Genomic DNA, 20,280 nt, shown 5'->3' on the forward strand with positions numbered 1-20,280 from the left:
GTGTAAAATGATGTAATCATTTTGTTAAATAAACCGATGAGTTTGTCGTTTTATCAGCAGGTTACTGTTGAATCAGGAGTATAAAAATTATGATAACCAGGCTTAGCGCATTTAAAAAATCGCCTATCGCAGCTGGAATTTTTGCCTTTCTAGGTGCCGCCTCGCTACCGGCTGGCGCCGCTTCATGGGACTTTGGTGATGTATCCGTATCGCTGGATACTAACCTGACACTCGCTACCAGTATTCGTGTTGAAGACCGCGACTACAGTTTAATTGGTAATAGTAACCATCCTCAGTTTAACTGGTCGGGCTATAACGCTGCGACTAATGTTATCTACCCCAGTGGCGATGTCTGGGCGATGGCTGACGGTGCTTATTCGAGTAATGGCGACCTGGGTAACCTGGCGCATGATTCAGGCGATGCATTCTCAACGCAAATTTCAGGTAACCATGAACTAGACATTCGTTACGGCGATGTTGGCTTTTTCGCCCGGGGTTTCTGGTTCTACGATTTTGAGCAAATGGACAACGACCGTCCGTGGGATAACCCCATTACCGGTAAAAACACTGAACTGTGTGATGATCCAAAAGCAAAAGAATTACTTTGTACTGACGTCCGTTTGCTGGATGCCTTCTTTTATGGCGATTGGTGGATTGGCGATAACCCGTTAACGGTTCGTGTTGGTCAACAGGTTGTGAGCTGGGGTGAAAGTACCTTTATTCAGCATGGTATTAATACCACTAACCCTGTGGATGTAACTCGTGCACGTACGCCTGGTGCAGAACTTAAAGAAGTGTTTATTCCGGTAGGCATGGTGTTCGCACAATTGGGCTTAACCCAGAATGTAAGCGTATCGGCTTATTATCAGTATGAATGGGAACGCAGTTGGTTACCGGTTGCCGGTAGTTACTTCGCCACCAACGACTTCGCGGGTGAGGGCGGACAGGCTAACAATGTCCAGCTTGGTTTTACCGGTAACCCGGATATCGACCTGGACTTCCTGTTGTCTTCATTGAACGGTCTTGGTGATGCCTTGCGTGCGGGCGGTAATCCGGCGGTGCTGAGTCAGGCTTACCTTGCTCATCCAACCAAGGTGGCGATTCGTGGTTACAGTGATGCGGCTCACGAAGACGCCGATGATCAGGGTCAGTACGGTTTACGTTTAACCTGGTTCGCGGAAGCCCTGAATGAAACTGAAATGAGTTTCTATCACATTAACTACCATAGTCAGCGTCCTTTGATCTCTGGTAAAACCTCGAACTTTACCAGCGCCGCAATTGCCGAAGACCTGGCTTACATCGCTATCCATAACATCAATCGCGATAATATCACTGAGCTACAGGCGTTCACCCAGGCTAAATTCTATTATCCGGAAGATATAAAGCTGTACGGCTTTAGCTTTAACACCAATGTAGGGACCACTGCGGTAGCGGGTGAATTTGCTTATCGTCAGGATGAGCCGCTGCAGATCGATGACGTAGAATTACTTTATATGGGTATGCCTGAGCAGTTAGCAAACGCGGGGTTGCGTCCTGACCTGGCCGGAATTTCCCAGTTAAACAACATCGGCCGTGCAGTCGGTCCGGGCGAAACCGCGCAAGGTTATGTATTTTCGGATACCTGGCAGGCGCAGTTTACCGTGTCGCATGTATTTGGTCCGGCACTGGGAACTGACAACCTGATCCTGCTGGGTGAAGCAGGCTATGTGAATATCATGGATTTCCCGGATCCTTCTGTTGTGCGTCTTAATGCACCGGGTACCGGCCGCACTCCGTCGTTGGAGCCAACCGAAACAGGTAATCCGCGCACCGGTTTGCATACAGGCTTATCAAACGGACCTGAAACCAACCCATTTGCTACGGATGATGCCTGGGGTTACCGATTACTGGCAGTGGCTGATCACAATAACGTGTTCGCGGGTATTAACTTACGTACGCGAATGACGTTCTCACATGATGTAAAAGGTACAACACCTGATCCGTTGTTCCTGTTCACCGAGGACACCAAATCAGCCAATATTTCATTCACTTTTGACTACTTGAGTAAATGGTCTGCAACAGCCTCTTATAGTGCATTCTGGGGTGGCATTGGTACCACTAACCTACTGGCTGATCGCGACTTTGTATCATTCAACATCAAGTATGCAATCTAAAAAAGAGTAGTATTTGTTATGATGAAAAAAATTGGAATTATTGCAGCAGCCCTGACGGTTGCGCTGACGACAGTGCCTGTACAGGCAAAAGTAACAGCGGACGAAGCCGCTAAACTAGGCACCGAGCTGACGCCGCTCGGTGGTGAGAAAGCCGGTAACGCCGATGGCTCAATTCCGGCCTGGACCGGGGGGATTACCTCTGCCCCAGCTGGATATACTGCCGGTGATTTCCACCCGGACCCGTACGCGGGTGAAACCCCGGAATTTGTGATTACGTCTGCAAACTATCAGCAGTATGCTGATCAGTTATCAGAAGGGTTAAAGAAGATGTTCGAAACTTATCCGGACACCTTTAAATTGCCGGTATACAAGACCCATCGCTCTGCGTCAAATCCACAGTTTGTCTATGATGCGACTAAAGCAAACGCCACTCGCGCTACCTTATTGGATGGCGGTAACGGTATGGCTGGCGCGGCAGTAGGTATTCCTTTCCCAATTCCGGCCAATGGCCTGGAAGCGATCTGGAACCATATTGCTCGCTATCGTGGCCCGGCTGTTCAACGTAACGGTGGTCAGGCAGCAGTGACTGCTGGCGGTGATTACAACGTCATTGGTTTTGACGAGCAGCTGTTAATTCAGTATTCACAGGAAAATGCTACGCCAGAGAGCTTACTGGAAAACAACGTATTGTTTATGTTCAAACAAAAAGTGACTGAGCCGGCGCGTCTGGCGGGTACAGCGCTATTAGTGCATGAAACGCTTGATCAGGTAAAAGAGCCGCGTAAGGCGTGGACTTATAATACTGGTCAGCGTCGTGTGCGTCTGGCACCAAATATTGCCTATGACACACCAGGCACAGCAGCCGATGGTTTACGTACCACCGATGATTTCGACATGTTTAACGGTTCACCGAATCGTTATAACTGGGAATTGAAAGGCAAGAAAGAAATGTACGTTGCCTATAACAACTACACCTTGCATGGCAACTCAGTCAGTTACGAAGATATTCTTAAACCCAATCACGTGAATCCTGATTTAACCCGTTGGGAAAAACATCGGGTGTGGGTGGTTGAAGCGACCCTGAAGGAAGGCTTACGCCACATTTATCAAAAACGCGTGTTCTACATTGATGAAGACAGCTGGCAGATCCAACTGGCCGATATGTACGACAACCGTGGTGAGCTGTACCGTGTCGCTGTGGCGTATGGTGTGAATTACTACGAGGTTCCGACTCAATGGTCTACGCTGGACGTATACCATGATCTGAACTCGCGTCGTTACCTGGCAATAGGTTTGGATAACGAGGAGAAAATGTACGACTTCTCGATTAACCCAAGAGAAGCCGAGTTCACGCCTCAGGCATTACGCCGCGAAGGCATGAGATAATACTTCTGAACAACGGTTGGCCTGGCCAACCGTTTTCTTAACCAGATATTACCTTCCGGAGGCTAAACGTCTTAATGCGTAAATCCATTTCTTCGGTGCTACTGTTGTTGGTTTCTTTTGCATTGCATGCAGAACAGTCTTATCAGGCACCACTTGTTAAAGAATCCCTGTTATTGGATATTGCTTCCGGCGATATCACCGTCGCTGTGGGAGAACGTGGTCATGTGTTAATTAAACGTGCCGACAGCGACTTTGCTCAGGTTACCGTTCCTACTCAATCCACACTAACCGCTGTTACCCTGGTCGGGGAGCACATATGGGCTGTTGGTCATGATGCCATTATTCTGTATTCCAGCGATGGCGGTGAGCAGTGGCAGGTGCAAATGCACCAGCCGGAATTAGAACGTCCGTTTTTGGATGTGATGTTTTTTGATAGCCGTCGTGGCATAGCGATTGGCGCTTATGGTTTGTTTTATCAGACCAGCGATGGGGGTAACACCTGGAACAGTGTACGCCATGCAGAATTTCTTAATCCTTACGATCGCGAGTATCTGGAAGAAATCCGTAAGGAAGACGAAGAATTCTATCAAATGGAGTTAAACTCCATTTTGCCTCATTTAAACCGTATCACCCGTGGCCAGAGCGGTACGTTACTAATAGCGGGTGAAGCCGGATTACTGGCCATAAGTGATGATGATGGTCAGAGCTGGCAGCGTCTGGACTCAGAGTATACCGGTTCTTTTTTTGATTTTGTGCAGCTGGATTCAGGGTTAATGGTAGCAGCGGGCCTACGCGGCAACATTCTGGTCAGTGAAGAAGGTGAACAGTGGGAGACGCTGCAAACCTGTAATACAGCCACGTTAAATTCGATTATAAGCGGACAGGAACATCTCTCTTTTATCGGCAATAACGGCGTAATGGTTAAAGCTACGCTGCCATTACAAACATCCTCATTCGACCCGTATGCTGCACCAACCAATAATTGTGAACCCGCCGTTGGGGTGAGCGTTTCACAAACTGAGAGTAAATCTGCGCTCTTAAATGCGGTGTCCGTCGATGGGCAAACTGTTGTTACTGCCGCTGACGGCATTTATTCACTTTCTTTGGATTAACGTGTAGTTATGTCTTCTTTTAGTCAACTTTCAGAGCGTCTGGTTTTTAATAATAGACCGCTGGTTATCATCCTCTTCATCTTTGCCACACTGGTGCTGGCATTCCAGGCTTCTCGTATGAAGCTTGATGCCGGTTTTGAAAAGAACATCCCGCTAAACCATGAATATATGCAAACTTACATGGAGCATCGTAAGGATTTTGGTGGGGCAAATAACGTCCTGGTTGCGGTGTGCGACAAAGACAGTGACATTTTCAATCAGTACTTCTTTGACACGCTTAAAAATGTGCACGATGAACTGTTTTTCATTAACGGTGTGAACCGGTCACTGGTGGTCTCGCTGTATTCACCTTCAACACGGTTTACCGAAATTGTTGAAGGGGGCTTTGCTGGCGGTCCGGTGATCCCGGCTGATTTCGATTCTTCTAACCCCAGAGCGCTGGATACCGTTGCCGCCAATATTGAAAAAGCCAAGATTGTTGGCCGTCAGGTCTCTAATAACTACCGCTGCGCGATGGTAACAGCGCAACTTCTGGAGTTAGATCCGGAAACCGGTGAAGCGCTCAACACGCTGGCGCTGGCCGATGAGCTGGAAACTAAGCTTCGTGGTCAGTACGAAGATGACCAGGTCAGCGTGCACATTATCGGCTTCGCCAAAATGATTGGTGATGTGGCGACCGGCGCTAAATTTGTGGTGTTGTTCTTTGCCATCGCTATTGTGATAACCGCCTTTATGGTGTATTTCTTCTCACGCAATATCATGCTCACTGTGTTACCTATCATGTGTTCGGTTATCGCGGTGGTCTGGCAAATGGGCTTACTCACCACACTGGGTTTTGGTCTGGATCCCATGTCGATACTGGTGCCGTTTCTGGTGTTTGCCATAGGCGTGAGTCATGGCGTGCAGATGATTAATGCGGTAGAGAAAAATGTGGTTAAAGGTAACAATGCCAAACAGGCGGCGATGACCGCGTTCCGTGCGTTATTAATCCCCGGCGGTATAGCGCTGTTATCTGATACGGTAGGGTTCCTAACTTTACTGGTCATCGATATTGGCATTATTCGCGAGCTAGCGATCACGGCCAGCCTGGGTGTGGCAGTCATCATTCTGACTAACCTTATTTTACTGCCGGTGCTAATGAGCTTTATTCGCTTCCCGGACCATTATCTGGATCGGTTTGCCGGTAAAGAGTCCAAGTCGGAAGGTCTATGGCATGTACTGGATGTTTGTACTCGCAAAAACACCGCCATTACTATCGTACTGGTCACCGGTATTTTGTTTGTACTGGGCTTTGTTCAGTCTAAACAAATGCAGATTGGTGATATACAGGCCGGGGCTGCGGTATTGCATCAGGACTCACGTTACAACCAGGACACCGCTCTGATCACCGATCGTTTTGAAGTAACAGTGGATTATATTTCGGTTCTGGTGGAAACTACGCCGGAGGCCTGTACCAGCTACGAAACCATGCGCGCCATTGACGATTTCCAGTGGAAGATGACCAATGTGGAAGGCGTGCAGTCTGCAGTATCTCTTGCGTCGGTAGCCAAGGTAGTGAATGCCGGCTACAACGAAGGTAACCCGAAATGGCAGGTATTGCCGCGCAACCAGCAAACACTGGTGCAGGCAATTTCCCGGGTGCCAACGTCTTCGGGTTTACTAAACGGAAACTGCTCGGTAATGCCTATCATCCTGTTTATGGAGGATCATAAAGCGCAAACCATTACCCGGGTGGTCGATGCAGTGAAAGATTTCAGGCAGGAATACCAGACCGAAGATACCCGCTTTAGTCTGGCGTCAGGGCCGGTCGGCGTAATGGCGGCCACTAATGAAGCGGTGCAGGCTGCGCAAACGCCGATGATGATGTATGTGTTTGGTGCTGTGATCATCTTGTGTTTGCTGAGTTTCCGTTCACTGCGCGCCACCATCTCCGTGGTGCTACCGTTGTATGTGGTCTCAGTGTTAGCACAGGCGCTGATGACCTATCTGAACATCGGCCTGACAGTCTACACGCTGCCGGTGATTGCGCTGGGTGTGGGCATTGGTGTGGACTACGGCATTTATATTTTGTCGACCATGAATGGCCTGATTAAGCAGGGCATGTCAGTAGAGAAAGCCTACCTTGAAGCACTAAAAGAGCGGGGTAGTGCGGTACTGTTCACCGGTATAACCCTGGCCATAGGCGTGAGTACCTGGGTGTTCTCATCGCTGAAGTTCCAGGTGGATATGGGCATTCTGCTCACCTTTATGTTCCTGGTCAATATGCTGGGTGCTATTGTGGTATTGCCAGCACTGGCCAGACTGCTGTGGTTTAATCGTTCGGAAAAGTAAATTTTTTCGCATAAGTAACCAAAAAAGGAGCCGTTAAGGCTCCTTTTTATTTGCATAATCTGAATACTTACCCAAAATGTAAATGTTATGTAAAAACAGGGCTTTTAATTCTGTCATATTTTCGAGAAAATATGCTTGTACATTCTATACTTAACAAAATTCATCATTAGGTAGGTCACATGACAGCTAACTCTCAGCGCTATTCAGTTTTGCTTGAGAATGTTTTTTCACTTATCGACAAAAAAGTAGATGCCAAAAGCCGTGAACATATTCACACCTTTGGACGACATTTTTTTAAAAATATCTCTCTGGACGACCTTGAAAATCGTAACGACAGCGATTTATACGGTGCCACACTCAGTTTGTGGAACGCATTTGCCAATTTCGATGCCAGCTCGCCGCACGTGCGCGTGTTTAATCCTCAAATAGAAAAGCATGGGTGGAAATCGAGCCATACCATCGTTGAACTCATTATTCGTGATGTTCCGTTTTTAGTCGACTCTATTCGTATGGCGTTAAATCGTCTGGGGATCACGGCGCACATGCTGATCCACAGCCCTATGAACATTGAGCGTGATGACAACCATAAACTTGTCAGTTTTCTGGATGCCAATAAAACCAGCAATCTGCGCCAAACCGTTGTGTTCATCGAAGTGGACCGCCAGACCAGTAAAGCTGATCTGGAACAGCTGACCAACGAATTACATTCCACCATCGATGAAGTGTCACTCGCGGTGGCAGACTGGCAGCCTATGCTGGATCGACTCAAAGCCATTACCGGTCAGGTCAGTAAAGCGAAGAAGTTACCGATTGATAAGTCGCACAAAGACACCGTACTGCGTTTCCTGGATTGGCTGAGTGATCATAATTTTACACTGATGGGGTATCGCTATTATTCGGTCAGCGCGATTGAGGGCGACCATAGGTGGACGCCGGATAATGACAGTAGCCTGGGGCTGATGAAAAATTCCGTTAGTGATAAACCCCGGTTGTTATCTCATCTACCGGCAACGGCGCGGGAAGAAGCATTAAGTCAGCATCTGTTACTGCTGACCAAAACCAACAGCCGTTCGCGGGTTCATCGTCCTGCCTATATGGATTATGTGGGCATCAAGGAATTTAACAGTAATGGTCAGGTGACCGGCGAGCATCGGTTCCTTGGCTTGTACTCAGCCAGCTTTTATAACAGCAGCACCAAGGATATTCCGTTGCTGTCAGATAAAATCCGTCGTATTTGCGAATTATCGGAGTTTGATCCGGATACCCATGCCTTTAAAGCGTTTAACAACATTGTGGAAACGTATCCACGGGATGAGTTGCTGCAAACGTCGGAAGAGGAAATGGCCGAGATCATTCGTGGTATTTTCCAGATGCAGGAACGCGGCATTACCCGCTTATTCGTGCGCAAAGACACCTTTGGCCGCTTCTTCTCGTGTATGGTTTATGTGCCCAGGGAGCGCTATAACACCCAGTTACGTAAAGAAACCCAGGCATTATTAAAGCGTTCGCTTAATGCCAGTGGGGAAGTGGAATTTACCACCTTTTTCTCAGAGTCGGTGTATGCCCGGACTCACTACATCGCAAGGGTAGAAGACAACAATGCGGAATTAGACGTGAAGGATATCGAGCAGAATATTATTGAGTTAACCAAAACCTGGAATGACCGCCTGTCGTCTGCGTTATCTTCGGCCTATGGTGAAGCCAAAGCAAAAATGCTGGAGCGCGACTACCTCAATGCTTTTTCGCCATCCTATACCGAGCATAATCTGCCCAGTGCGGCACTGGTGGATATCGAAAAGCTGGAACAACTGACGCCCGAAGAAAACCTCAGTATGTTGTTTTACCGTCCACAGGAAGAGCAGTCCGACAGTCAGGTCGTAAAGCTTAAGTTGTTCCACCTGTTTGAACCTATTCATTTATCCGATGTGTTACCGATTCTGGAAAACTTTGGTCTGCGGGTTATCGATGAAAGCCCGTATAAAATTCAGTGTGCGGATGGCAAGCTTAAGTGGGTCATGGACTTTACCATGTTGCATAAAAGCGGTAACGATCTGGACATGGTCAAAGCTCAGCAGTTGTTCCAGGATGCCTTTGCCAAGGTTTGGTATAACGATCTGGAAGACGATGGCTTTAACCGTCTGGTACTGAGTGCAGAGCTCACTGGTCGTAACGTTACCATTTTGCGGGCATTTGCTAAGTATATGCGCCAGACCGGCAGCAGTTTCAGTCGTGATTATATTGCCAATACGCTGTCGAACTATCCGCATATTGCCGAAATGCTGATCAGTTACTTTGAACTGATCTTCAACCCGGGCCGCAAACCTAATAAAAAACGCCAGCAAACCCTGCAGGATAAAATCACAGCCGCGCTGGATCAGGTGAGTAATCTGGATGACGATCGTATCATCCGTCGATACCTCGATATGATAAACGCGACCTTACGGACCAACTTCTACCAACCAGCTGAAGACGGTTCCGATAAACCATACGTGTCGTTCAAGCTTTTACCTGAGCTCATCCCGGAAATGCCACTACCGCTGCCGAAGTATGAAATCTTTGTGTACAGCCCGAAAATCGAAGGTGTGCATTTGCGTGGTGGGCGTGTTGCCCGTGGCGGTTTACGCTGGTCTGACCGCCAGGAAGATTTCCGGACCGAGATCCTTGGCTTGGTGAAAGCACAGCAAGTTAAAAATACCGTGATTGTTCCGGTTGGCGCCAAAGGCGGTTTTGTGTGCAAGCAACTACCGGCCGGAGCTAGTCGTCAGGAGATTTTTGAGGAAGGAAAGGCCTGTTATCGCACGTTTATCCGCAGTTTACTGGATATTACTGACAACATTGTTGACGGCGTTATCAAGCCACCTGAAAACGTAGTGCGCCTGGACGAGGACGATCCGTATCTGGTGGTGGCAGCCGATAAAGGCACGGCGACCTTCTCGGATATTGCTAATGGTATATCAGAAGAATATGACTTCTGGTTAGGCGACGCTTTTGCCTCTGGCGGTAGCATCGGCTATGACCACAAAAAAATGGGCATTACCGCCCGTGGGGCGTGGGAGTCGGTTAAACGTCATTTCCGTGAAATTGGTATTGATTGTCAGACCACGGACTTTACCTGTGTTGGCGTAGGTGACATGGGAGGCGACGTATTTGGTAACGGTATGCTGTTGTCAAAACATACCCGCCTGGTTGTGGCTTTTAACCACCTGCATATCTTCTTCGACCCGGATCCGGATGCGGCGAAAAGCTATAAAGAGCGTCAACGGTTATTTGAAAACCCCAGCCTGACCTGGGACGATTATGATAAATCATTAATTTCTAAAGGTGGTGGTGTGTTTAGCCGGGCAGCTAAGTCCATCACCTTAACGCCGGAAATGAAAACCTGGCTGGGCACCCGTCAGAACTCAATGACGCCCACAGAGCTTATTCACAACTGCCTTAAAATGCCTGTCGACCTGATTTGGAATGGTGGCATTGGTACTTATGTGAAGAGCAAGAAAGAGAGTCACAGTGATGTGGGCGACAGAGCCAACGACGCGTTGCGGGTGAATGGTTGCGACATTCAAGCCAAAATTATCGGTGAAGGCGGTAACCTGGGAGCTACCCAGCTGGGGCGGATGGAATTCGCAGCGAATGGTGGTCGGGTGAACACCGATTTTATCGATAACGTTGGTGGGGTTGATTGCTCGGATAATGAAGTCAATATCAAAATCCTGCTGAATGCATTAGTGAGCAATGGTGATCTGACCGTTAAGCAAAGAAATAACCTGTTGTATGAAATGACCGATGATGTAGCTAAAATAGTGCTACAGGATTGTTACCGTCAGACCCAAACTATCTCGGTAACTGAGATGACCGGCGTATCCTCCCTTAAGGAACAACTGCGCTTTATACATGGTCTTGAAAGGGATGGTGCACTGAATCGCGAGCTGGAATTCATTCCTAATGATGATGAAATCTCCGACCGCGCGGTACAGAATCGCGGTCTGACCCGGCCAGAACTGAGTGTCATTACCGCATACGGTAAAATGGTGCTGAAAGACCAGTTGAATATTCCGGCTCTCACTGATAATCCGTATCACGGTAAGTTATTGATCAGTGCCTTCCCGCCGGTACTGCGCGAACGCTTTGCTGAGCAGATGCAACAGCACCCATTGCGCGCGGAGATTATTGCCACCAAGTTAACCAATAATATGGTCAACGACATGGGGGCGAACTTTGTGTACCGCATGCAGGAAGAAACTGGTGCGGATATTGTAGAAATCACTAATGCCTACAGTATTATTAAAGGGGTCTTCTGTATTGGCCAGTTGTGGCAAGACATAGAAAGCCTCGACAATAAAGTGGATGCCAAGGTACAACTGGCCATGCTGGAGTCGGCTCGTCGTTTGATGCGTCGTGGTACCCGCTGGTATATTCGTCATGGTGACAACTGCAATGATATTCAGCAATGTATTGAAAAATATCAGCCGGCGGTGAATGACCTGAGCGAAAACTTATCGAATTATCTGGTCCAACAGGAGATTAGCCAGCTCGAAAAAGGCACTCAACAGTGGATAGAAAAAGGCGTCCCTCAGGATATTGCTGCCAGGGTAGCCGCGTTCAGCAATTTGTTCAGCGCCCTGGATTTAGCTCAGGTGGTAGAGCAGGGAGCTCACAGCATTGATGTGGTGGGGCGACTTTATTATCAGTTAGGCTCAACCCTCGAACTGCACTGGTTCCTCGAGCAAATTAATAATCAACCGGTGGGTAACCACTGGCAGGCGCTGGCGCGGGCATCCTACCGTGAAGAGCTCGACTGGCAGCAGCGCTCGATTGTCGCTACCTTACTGGCCGGCAACGGTAAATCGAAAGATGCGGATGCGATTTTGGAGAACTGGATGCAAAATAATGAAGCCTTGCTAAAACGTTGGTATCATATGATGAGTGAGTTTAAAACCAGCTCGAGCCACGATTTTGCGAAGTTTTCTGTTGCTCTGCGTGAATTGATGCTTTTAAGCATGAAGTCGAACCAGTAAACTACGCAACCATGGGTTGATACCTGCCTGCCACTGACCTGAGTCAGTGGCAGGTTGCATACAATATCTTCACAGCCCCGACCGGTATAATTACCAGCCGGGGCTTTAATTTATGGCGTTAGAACACTTCATGTACAGTCTGATCCAAAAAGTTTTGCTTAACTGCGAACCAGAAAAAAGCCACGATTTCAGTATTAAATGGTTACACCGTACCCAGCGCACGCCGCTGTCAGCCTTGTATTCGGTGAATACACCGGACAAACCGGTTACCGTTGCGGGGGTGACTTTCAGAAATCCGGTGGGACTTGCCGCAGGTCTGGATAAAAACGGGGAATGCATTGATGCGTTTGCCGCCATGGGATTTGGCTTTATAGAAGTGGGCACCGTAACGCCTCGCCCACAACCAGGTAATCCCAAACCACGATTGTTCCGTTTACCGGAAAAGAACGCCATCATTAATCGTATGGGGTTTAATAATAAGGGGGTGGATTATCTGGTTGAGCAGGTTAAAGCCAGCCGTTACGACGGTGCGCTGGGCATTAACATTGGCAAGAACAAAGATACCGAAGAAGCCAATGCGCTGGATGATTATCTTAAATGCCTCAATAAAGTGTATGAACACGCCAGTTATGTCACCATTAATATCTCATCGCCAAACACGCCGGGACTGCGAAATCTGCAGTACGGTGAAGCGCTGGAAGCTCTGCTTGGTGGCTTAAAGAAAGCTCAGGCCACTCTGACACAGCAGCATGGAAAGTATGTACCGTTGTTTATTAAAATAGCGCCGGATTTAACCCTTGACGAAGTTAATGGCATTGCCGAATCGCTGATCAGGTCAGAAATGGACGGCGTGATTGCCACCAATACAACACTGGATCGCGAAGCGGTGAAGGGTCTGGAGTATGCTAATGAAGCTGGCGGCTTAAGTGGTGAAGTACTGATTAATCAAAGCCAGTTGATCACCGAACAATTACACGCGGCACTTAACGGTAAAATGCCCATTATTGGGGTAGGCGGTATCCACGATGTCGCCAGTGCTAAAGCCCGTATGGCCGCCGGTGCCGAGCTTATTCAGGTGTATTCTTCTTTTATTTATCAGGGACCAGCGTTAGTTAAACAGCTGGTTGAAGGCCTTTAATGTCAGTTTCACACTCTCAGCCCGGATTTTTAGTTACCACCAGTCGCGGTCTCGACGAACTGCTTAAACAGGAGATCAGCGAACTTTGCCCTGACGCCGAGCTGGCCATTGCCCGTGGCGGAGTCAGAGTAAAAGGCAACCTACAGGCGGCTTACAAAGTGTGTTTATGGTCGCGTCTTGCCAACCGGGTGATTTGGATCTTAAACGAAGGTAACGCAGGCACGGCTGAGGCGTTGTACGACAGTACCCGTGACATCGACTGGTCGATGCATTTTGCCGTCAACAACACGTTTTCGGTGCAGTTTAATGGCAGTAGTCAAGCCATTAATAATACGCAGTTTGGCGCACTTAAAATTAAAGATGCGATTGTCGATCACTTCTATGAAGAAGAGTCATCGCGGCCCAATGTCGATCGCGACTTTCCGGATATGGTCATCAGTGGCCGTTTGCACCGTGATAAAGTGCTTATTGGTATTGAGCTCTCTGGTGGTAGCCTGCATCAGCGGGCCTATCGTCAGGATGCCGGTCTGGCACCCTTAAAAGAACATGTGGCGGCAGCCATGCTGATGCGCAGTGGCTGGACTGCGGATATGAGCAAACCGTTACTGGATCCCATGTGTGGTTCCGGTACGCTGGTAATCGAAGCCGCGTTGATGGCGATCCATAAAGCTCCAGGCCTTGCCCGTCCTCGCTGGGGCTTCAGCAAATGGCTGGGTCATCGTGAGGGTGACTGGCAGGCATTGATAGAAGAAGCCGAGTCAGCGCAAATTCAGCCGGACATTAAACTGTTCGCCAGTGATATCGATCGTAAGTTAATCGCCATTGCCAAACAAAATGCCAATGAGGCAGGGGTATTTGAACTCATCGAGTTTAACGTGGCGGATGCGACCAAATTTACCCCGCCGGCGGCGATTACCGAACCGGGTTATCTGGTATCTAACCCGCCTTACGGCGAGCGCTTAGGTGAGCTTACCGAACTTATTCCTTTGTTCGCTCAGTGGGGCGAGCAGTTAAAACAACACTGGCAGGGCTGGCGGCTGTCGCTGTTAAGCAGTAACCGTGAATTACTGCGGCTGTTAAAGCTGCGCGGTAACAAAGAATATAGCCTGATGAACGGTAAACTCGAGTGTAAACTGGTGAATTACCAGCTCGACGCCAATAACTGCCAGCAGTTCGGTGATAGTCATGACAACGACTTTGCTAACCGGTTGAAAAAGAACCTCAAAAAGCTTAAACCCTGGCTCAAACAGCAGGATACCAACTGCTACCGTATTTATGATGCCGATTTGCCAGAGTACAACGTGGCCATCGATGTGTACGATGATTGCCTGGTGGTGCAGGAATATGCGCCACCGAAAACCATTGATGCAGAGAAAGCCCGCCGTCGCCTACAGGAAGTGCTACTGTATTTGCCAGCGGTCACAGGAGTACCTGCCAGGCAAATCATGCTCAAAGTACGTGAGCAGAAAAAAGGCAAACAGCAGTACGAAAAAGTGAATACCACCGGTAACCGGAAAGTGGTGTGGGAAAACGGCGCCAGATTCTATGTAAACCTCACGGACTATCTGGATACAGGCCTGTTTCTGGATCACCGGATCACCCGCCAGAGAGTCCGTCATATGGCCAACGGCAAAGACGTGCTGAATTTGTTTTCCTACACTGGCAGTGTGTCGGTGGCGGCAGCACTCGGCGGCGCCCGCTCGGTGACTACGGTGGATATGTCCAACACGTACATTAACTGGGCGAAAGACAACTTTAAACTGAATAACCTCAACGGGGCGTACCACTTTGTACAATCTGATTGTTTGCAGTGGTTAGTCGGTCACAATGGTAAATACGATCTGATATTTGTTGATCCACCGTCATTTTCTAACTCCAAGCGAATGGATACTACCTGGGACGTGCAGCGAGATCATGTTATGTTGCTAACTCAGGTTCGCCGGTGCCTTAGTCCAGGCGGTACGATTGTATTTTCCAACAACAAGCGCGGCTTTAAACTCGACAATGAAGCGATGGCAGAGCTGGGTTTAGCGGTTGAAAATATCTCGGCGCAAACCATACCGCAGGATTTTGCCCGCCACAGTAATATTCACCAGTGTTATGTACTGACCTTATCATGAAGATAGCGTTTTTTACCGGCCCACACTGCTGTTTATGTGACGATGCGGATGCGTTGCTAAGGCAGTCATCCGTTTACGAGCAACTGCAAATTACCAAACATAATATCCGTGACAATACCGAACATTATCATCTGTATGCGGTGCGTATACCGGTATTAAAGCGTGACGATAGCGGCGCCGAACTGGGCTGGCCGTTTACGCTCGATGAACTGGAGCTGTTTCTGAAGTGAGTGTGTTACAACTAAAAAATATTTCTGTGTTATTCGGCACACCGCCCCTACTCGACGGTGTTGAACTGGTGGTTCAACCGGGTGAGCGGGTGTGTATTGTTGGCCGCAACGGTAGTGGTAAGTCCACCCTGATGAAAGTGATCAGCGGTGACGTTATTCCCGATGATGGCCAGCGCATTGTGGAACGGGATACCATTATTGCCCGTCTGGAGCAGGATCCGCCGCAAACCACTGATATCGCTTTATTTGACTACGTGGCCGAAGGGCTGGCCGAAGTTGGCGATATTCTTAAAGGTTACTTTAAGCAAATTCAGCTGGTTACTGACGATCCCAGTGAACAAAACCTCAACAAGTTACAGTCGCTACAGGAGCAGCTCGAAATTCAGAATGCCTGGCAGTTTGAGCAAAAAATTGAGCAGACGCTGACCATGTTACAACTGGATGGTAATGCATCGCTGGCATCACTATCTGGTGGCTGGCGACGTAAAGCGGCACTGGCACGATCCTTGGTACGTTCGCCGGATATCCTGTTACTTGACGAACCGACTAACCACCTGGACGTACAAATGATCCGCTGGCTGGAGCAGAGTTTGCAGCAGTATCAGGGCGCTATCGTGTTCATCAGCCACGACCGGGCGTTTATTCGCGCCATGGCTACTCGCATTGTGGATTTGGACCGCGGGCAGCTCACCAGCTATCCGGGCAATTATCAGGCGTACCTGGATAAAAAAGACCACGACCTCGAAGTGGAAGCCAGCCAACAGGCTGAATTCGATAAAAAACTGGCTCAGGAAGAAGTATGGATCCGCCAGGGGATCAAAGCCCGGCGTACCCGCAATGAAGGTCGCGTGCGGGCACTGAAAAAGCTCCGCGAAGAGCGCGCTGCCCGCCGCGAACTGACCGGTAATGCTGCCATGGCACAGCATACTGCTGCCCGTTCTGGTAAGCTGGTGTTTGAAACCCAGGCTTTAAGCTATGCCATTGAAGGTAAAACCATTGTTAACAATCTGGATTTAACCGTATTGCGAGGCGATAAAATTGCCCTTATCGGCCCTAATGGTTGTGGTAAAAGTACCTTAATCAAGTTGTTGTTAGGGGAGCTTACGCCGGTATCCGGCAGCAGTCGACAGGGTGCCAATCTGGAAGTGGCGTATTTTGACCAACATCGTCTGGGCCTGGACCTGGAAAAATCGGTGATTGATGTAGTGGCTGATGGTAAGCGCGATTTAATGGTAAACGGCCATCCGCGACATGTTATAAGCTATCTGCAGGACTATCTTTTTACCCCTGAGCGAGTTAATGCGCCGGTGAAATCTTTATCCGGTGGGGAGAAAAACCGCCTGATGATAGCGCGGTTAATGCTTAAACCCAGTAATGTACTTATTCTCGACGAACCGACCAATGATTTGGACGTGGAAACCCTCGAAATGCTCGAGACATTGTTGATTAATTACACAGGCACGGTAATTTTAGTCAGCCACGATCGCGAATTTGTTGATAATGTTGTAAATTCCAGTTTGCTGTTTACCGAAAACGGCAAAGTAGAAGAATTTGTTGGCGGTTATTCTGATATAGAAAGCTGGTATGCCGGGCAGGGGAAGTCCATTTATATTTCTTCTTCCGCTAAATCGGTAAAAAATGAAACTAAATCAGAAAAAGTAAGTCCGACTGCAAAGGCTTCTCCGCGCAAGGCGAAAAAGTTATCATATAAAGATCAACGCGAACTCGATAACTTACCCGCGCTTATTGAGAAATTGGAAAAACAGCTCGAAGAACAACAGTCGTTGGTGAATGATCCTGAATTTTTTAAACAGGACAGTGAACAGACCAGCGCCGTACTCAATGCGCTAGCTGAGAGTGAAGAACAATTATCCCAGGCTTATGCGCGCTGGGACGAACTAGAAAGTATGCTGGAAGATTGACAGCAGTAAACAGGATTTTGAATGAAACTAAAACAGCTTGCATCTGCAGTAATCCTTGCAACCTCCGCAGTCACTGCCGTTGCGGTATCGCCTTTAGCGACTGCAGCAACCTTTGATTTAACCCTGGCGCCGGTTCAGGATAAATCATTTTTTAATTTTGCCCAGTCCATCGATAACACGGGCACCATGGTGGTGGTGAGTGAGTCTGAATATAACCCGCCTATCGACCTGTCTATTCTGGACTTTGAAAACGAAGCATTTACCGGTCGATTTGAAGATCCTGAAGCCGTCCAGCAGGGCGTTTTCAGCAATGCCGACTATCAGGCGTTGTATGCTTATATCGTCAACGGTCGCGGTGGTAGCAGCGGTATAAATATTACGATTCAGTCGTTAGCAACTTATCGCAGTTACCATGGTGATACGGTAACCGCCGATGTCATTCCCGGTTTCGACGTCATTGATGAGACCTACCAGGATTACACCCGCAGTGCTTACAGCGAGGTTAATGACTCGGTGAGTGGTGATTTCTTCGTTGGCGCCGGCAGCACGCCATTTTTCAAAGTAGATTACACCAACGAAGACGGCGATGAATTTACCTATATTGTAAACGATACACTGACCCAGGCTTTCGTTGAAGCCAATGGTGTAACCACGGCATTACCACCCACTATGCCAACTGATACGGGGATTAATGGCTTCAGTGAAGCCTTTGCCATTAACGCATCCTTGCAAGTAGCCGGTTGGGGGAGTGTTTCGCTTACCGAAGCCTATCAAACCGATATCGATGAATGTCTGGATGATGAAACCCGAGGCGAAACACCGGTTGAACTGTGTATCTACAACCTGACCAGAAGTATCACGGCTGGCAGTTACCGCCGTGCGGTAACCTGGCAACTGGACGCTCAGGGTAACGTATTGTCTTCCACCCAGTACGGTATGGTGTTTGAGCCGGCAGAAGATGAAGACTCCACGAGTTATACCAGTACGGCCCGTGCAATCAACAATAATGGCATAGCTGTGGGAACTTCTCATACCGGTGAGCGTATTATTTACACGTTACCTGGCGGCCGGGCGGCTTATTATCCCAATATTGTTGCTGCTACCTTTGCCAACGGTGAAACCACAGAGCTGTTACCCCGGGAAGACAATCTCAGCAGTTCAGCGGTAGACATCAACGACGATAACTGGGTTGTAGGCTCTGTGCTACGTGAAAAGAACGGTGTGGCCCGTAACCAGATGTTTATCTATAACATCGACAGCGGTGAGGCGGAATATCCGCAGGGTTTCTTCCAGACCGCAGCGGTCACTCCACGTGCTATCAACAATAACGGCATTGTTGTAGGTGACGGGGAATACGAGTCAGATGTGCAGACTAACCGTCAGTTACGTGCTTTTATGTACGACATGAATGTCGGTGAGTTTGTTGATCTTAATACCCTGTTGTCCTGTGAACAGCGCAAGCGTTACACGCTGGTAAGCGCTATGGATATTAACGATAATGATGAAATTATCGCTAATGCCCGTTACATTGCAACGCAGCGCTATATTACTGGTGATGAAGTATTAACCGATGCCGGTGATACTGTTGAGACAGACCGTGTTGTCGCTGTTAAGCTTACGCCGAACAGTACCGGCAGCATTGAACAGTGCGACAGTGTCGAAGAACCACCGTACGAGCGCCAGGGAGCCTCAGCAGGCTGGTATGGCATTGCCTTGTTATCGTTGCTGGCAGTGTTCCGCCGTCGCGTTAAAAAATAGACGCCGGTTGATCCGTTTACAATTCAAAGCGCCCGGCCATTAGCCGGGTGTTTTTTTGCGCAGACTAAAAAAATAATACCAGCAACGCATGAAACAATTTATCGGGGAACTTTGGATATTCGGGCTTAAGCAGGCTAATGCCTGTGTTTTCGGCGGGTTTTTGCTTGGGATCATGATAGCTACGAATCTCTGGTATCCCCTGAATAGTCTACACCGGTACGATTTTATCTTTATAGCCGCGATTGTGTTTCAGGTTTTCCTGCTGACATTTAAACTGGAAACGCTTCGGGAATCCCTGGTCATCATTATTTTTCATCTGGTGGCCACGATAATGGAGTTATTCAAGACTTCAGATGCCATTAGTTCCTGGACGTATCCAGAAGCCTATGTTTTTGGTATAGGCAATGTACCTTTGTTTACCGGCTTTATGTATAGTGCCGTGGGGAGCTATATAGCCCGCGTATGGCGGATATTTGAATTTGAATATACCCATTATCCACCAAAAAGTCTGACCGTGAGTTTAGTTTGCCTGATCTACATTAATTTCTTCTCGCATCACTTTATCCAGGATTTTCGCTGGTTGTTGTTAGCCATTACCGTGGTGATGTTTTTCCGCACCCGTATCTATTTCCGGATCATCAAAACGTATCGCTATATGCCATTGCTGTTGGGCTGGTTTCTGGTAGCGGTGTTTATTTGGTTTGCAGAAAATATTGCGACATTTGCGAATATCTGGATATACCCTAATCAGCATGAACAATGGCAAATGGTGCCGCTAGCTAAGCTAAGTTCATGGTATCTGCTCATGCTGCTGAGCTTTGTGCTGGTGTCGTTAATCAATACCCCGAATATTCATAAAATTAAACTCTAACTATTTGCTTTATAAAGAAAAGTTAAAGTTAAGAAGTGGTTGCAATTTGACCTGTACCAACTTGCCATGCTTTTTAGACCAATTACTTTTAAATGCTGAAACAATTATGAAAAAAAATTGTAATATAAAATGAGTAGGTATTTCAGACTGTTATAGTTTGTCAAGCATAAAAAAAACGAATCGCTATTGAACCAAAACATGCCTTGCACTATCTAATAGATAAGTGCTCAGAAAAAGCCACACT

General features: G+C 48.1%; 11 protein-coding genes. All 11 read left to right on the forward strand.

The annotated features are described in order from the left end of the window. The first annotated feature begins 89 nt into the window (after positions 1–89). The 11 genes from AC2T0J_RS18395 (at position 90) to AC2T0J_RS18445 (ending at position 20,036) form a co-directional block, all read left to right on the forward strand. The gene (locus tag AC2T0J_RS18395; protein WP_489807208.1) at positions 90–2,153 is read left to right on the forward strand and encodes a DUF1302 domain-containing protein; all 2,064 of its coding nucleotides are present in this window, start codon (positions 90–92) and stop codon (positions 2,151–2,153) included. 18 nt (positions 2,154–2,171) lie between these two features. Then, positions 2,172–3,539 carry a DUF1329 domain-containing protein gene (locus tag AC2T0J_RS18400; RefSeq protein ID WP_489807209.1) on the forward strand — a complete coding sequence of 456 codons (1,368 nt, stop codon included), beginning with the start codon at positions 2,172–2,174 and terminating at the stop codon, positions 3,537–3,539. A 74-nt stretch (positions 3,540–3,613) separates the two neighbouring features. Continuing rightward, positions 3,614–4,651, forward strand: coding sequence for a YCF48-related protein (locus AC2T0J_RS18405; protein WP_489807210.1), 1,038 nt, complete (start codon positions 3,614–3,616; stop codon positions 4,649–4,651). A gap of 9 nt (positions 4,652–4,660) precedes the next feature. Beyond that, positions 4,661–6,982: an efflux RND transporter permease subunit gene (locus AC2T0J_RS18410; protein ID WP_489807211.1), complete on the forward strand. Its 2,322-nt coding sequence runs from the start codon at positions 4,661–4,663 to the stop codon at positions 6,980–6,982. A gap of 179 nt (positions 6,983–7,161) precedes the next feature. After that, entirely contained in the window at positions 7,162–11,997 is a 4,836-nt protein-coding gene (locus AC2T0J_RS18415; protein ID WP_489807212.1) for an NAD-glutamate dehydrogenase, read from the forward strand. A gap of 130 nt (positions 11,998–12,127) precedes the next feature. Continuing rightward, positions 12,128–13,135, forward strand: coding sequence for a quinone-dependent dihydroorotate dehydrogenase (pyrD, locus tag AC2T0J_RS18420; RefSeq protein WP_489810366.1), 1,008 nt, complete (start codon positions 12,128–12,130; stop codon positions 13,133–13,135). Continuing rightward, a complete protein-coding gene (gene rlmKL, locus AC2T0J_RS18425; protein ID WP_489807213.1) occupies positions 13,135–15,255 on the forward strand; it encodes a bifunctional 23S rRNA (guanine(2069)-N(7))-methyltransferase RlmK/23S rRNA (guanine(2445)-N(2))-methyltransferase RlmL in 2,121 nt (706 codons plus the stop codon). The genes pyrD and rlmKL overlap by 1 nt, the downstream gene beginning before the upstream one ends. Further along, entirely contained in the window at positions 15,252–15,485 is a 234-nt protein-coding gene (locus tag AC2T0J_RS18430) for a glutaredoxin family protein (RefSeq protein WP_489807214.1), read from the forward strand. Before rlmKL ends, AC2T0J_RS18430 begins: the two co-directional genes overlap by 4 nt. After that, positions 15,482–17,407, forward strand: a complete 1,926-nt coding sequence (gene uup / locus AC2T0J_RS18435; protein WP_489807215.1) for an ATP-binding cassette ATPase Uup — start codon at positions 15,482–15,484, stop codon at positions 17,405–17,407. Before AC2T0J_RS18430 ends, uup begins: the two co-directional genes overlap by 4 nt. A gap of 21 nt (positions 17,408–17,428) precedes the next feature. Further along, positions 17,429–19,165: a DUF3466 family protein gene (locus AC2T0J_RS18440; protein ID WP_489807216.1), complete on the forward strand. Its 1,737-nt coding sequence runs from the start codon at positions 17,429–17,431 to the stop codon at positions 19,163–19,165. 88 nt (positions 19,166–19,253) lie between these two features. Next, positions 19,254–20,036, forward strand: a complete 783-nt coding sequence (locus tag AC2T0J_RS18445; protein WP_489807217.1) for a DUF817 domain-containing protein — start codon at positions 19,254–19,256, stop codon at positions 20,034–20,036. Positions 20,037–20,280: the final 244 nt, after the last annotated feature.

This window comes from Alteromonas sp. ISO5 (assembly GCF_058105165.1).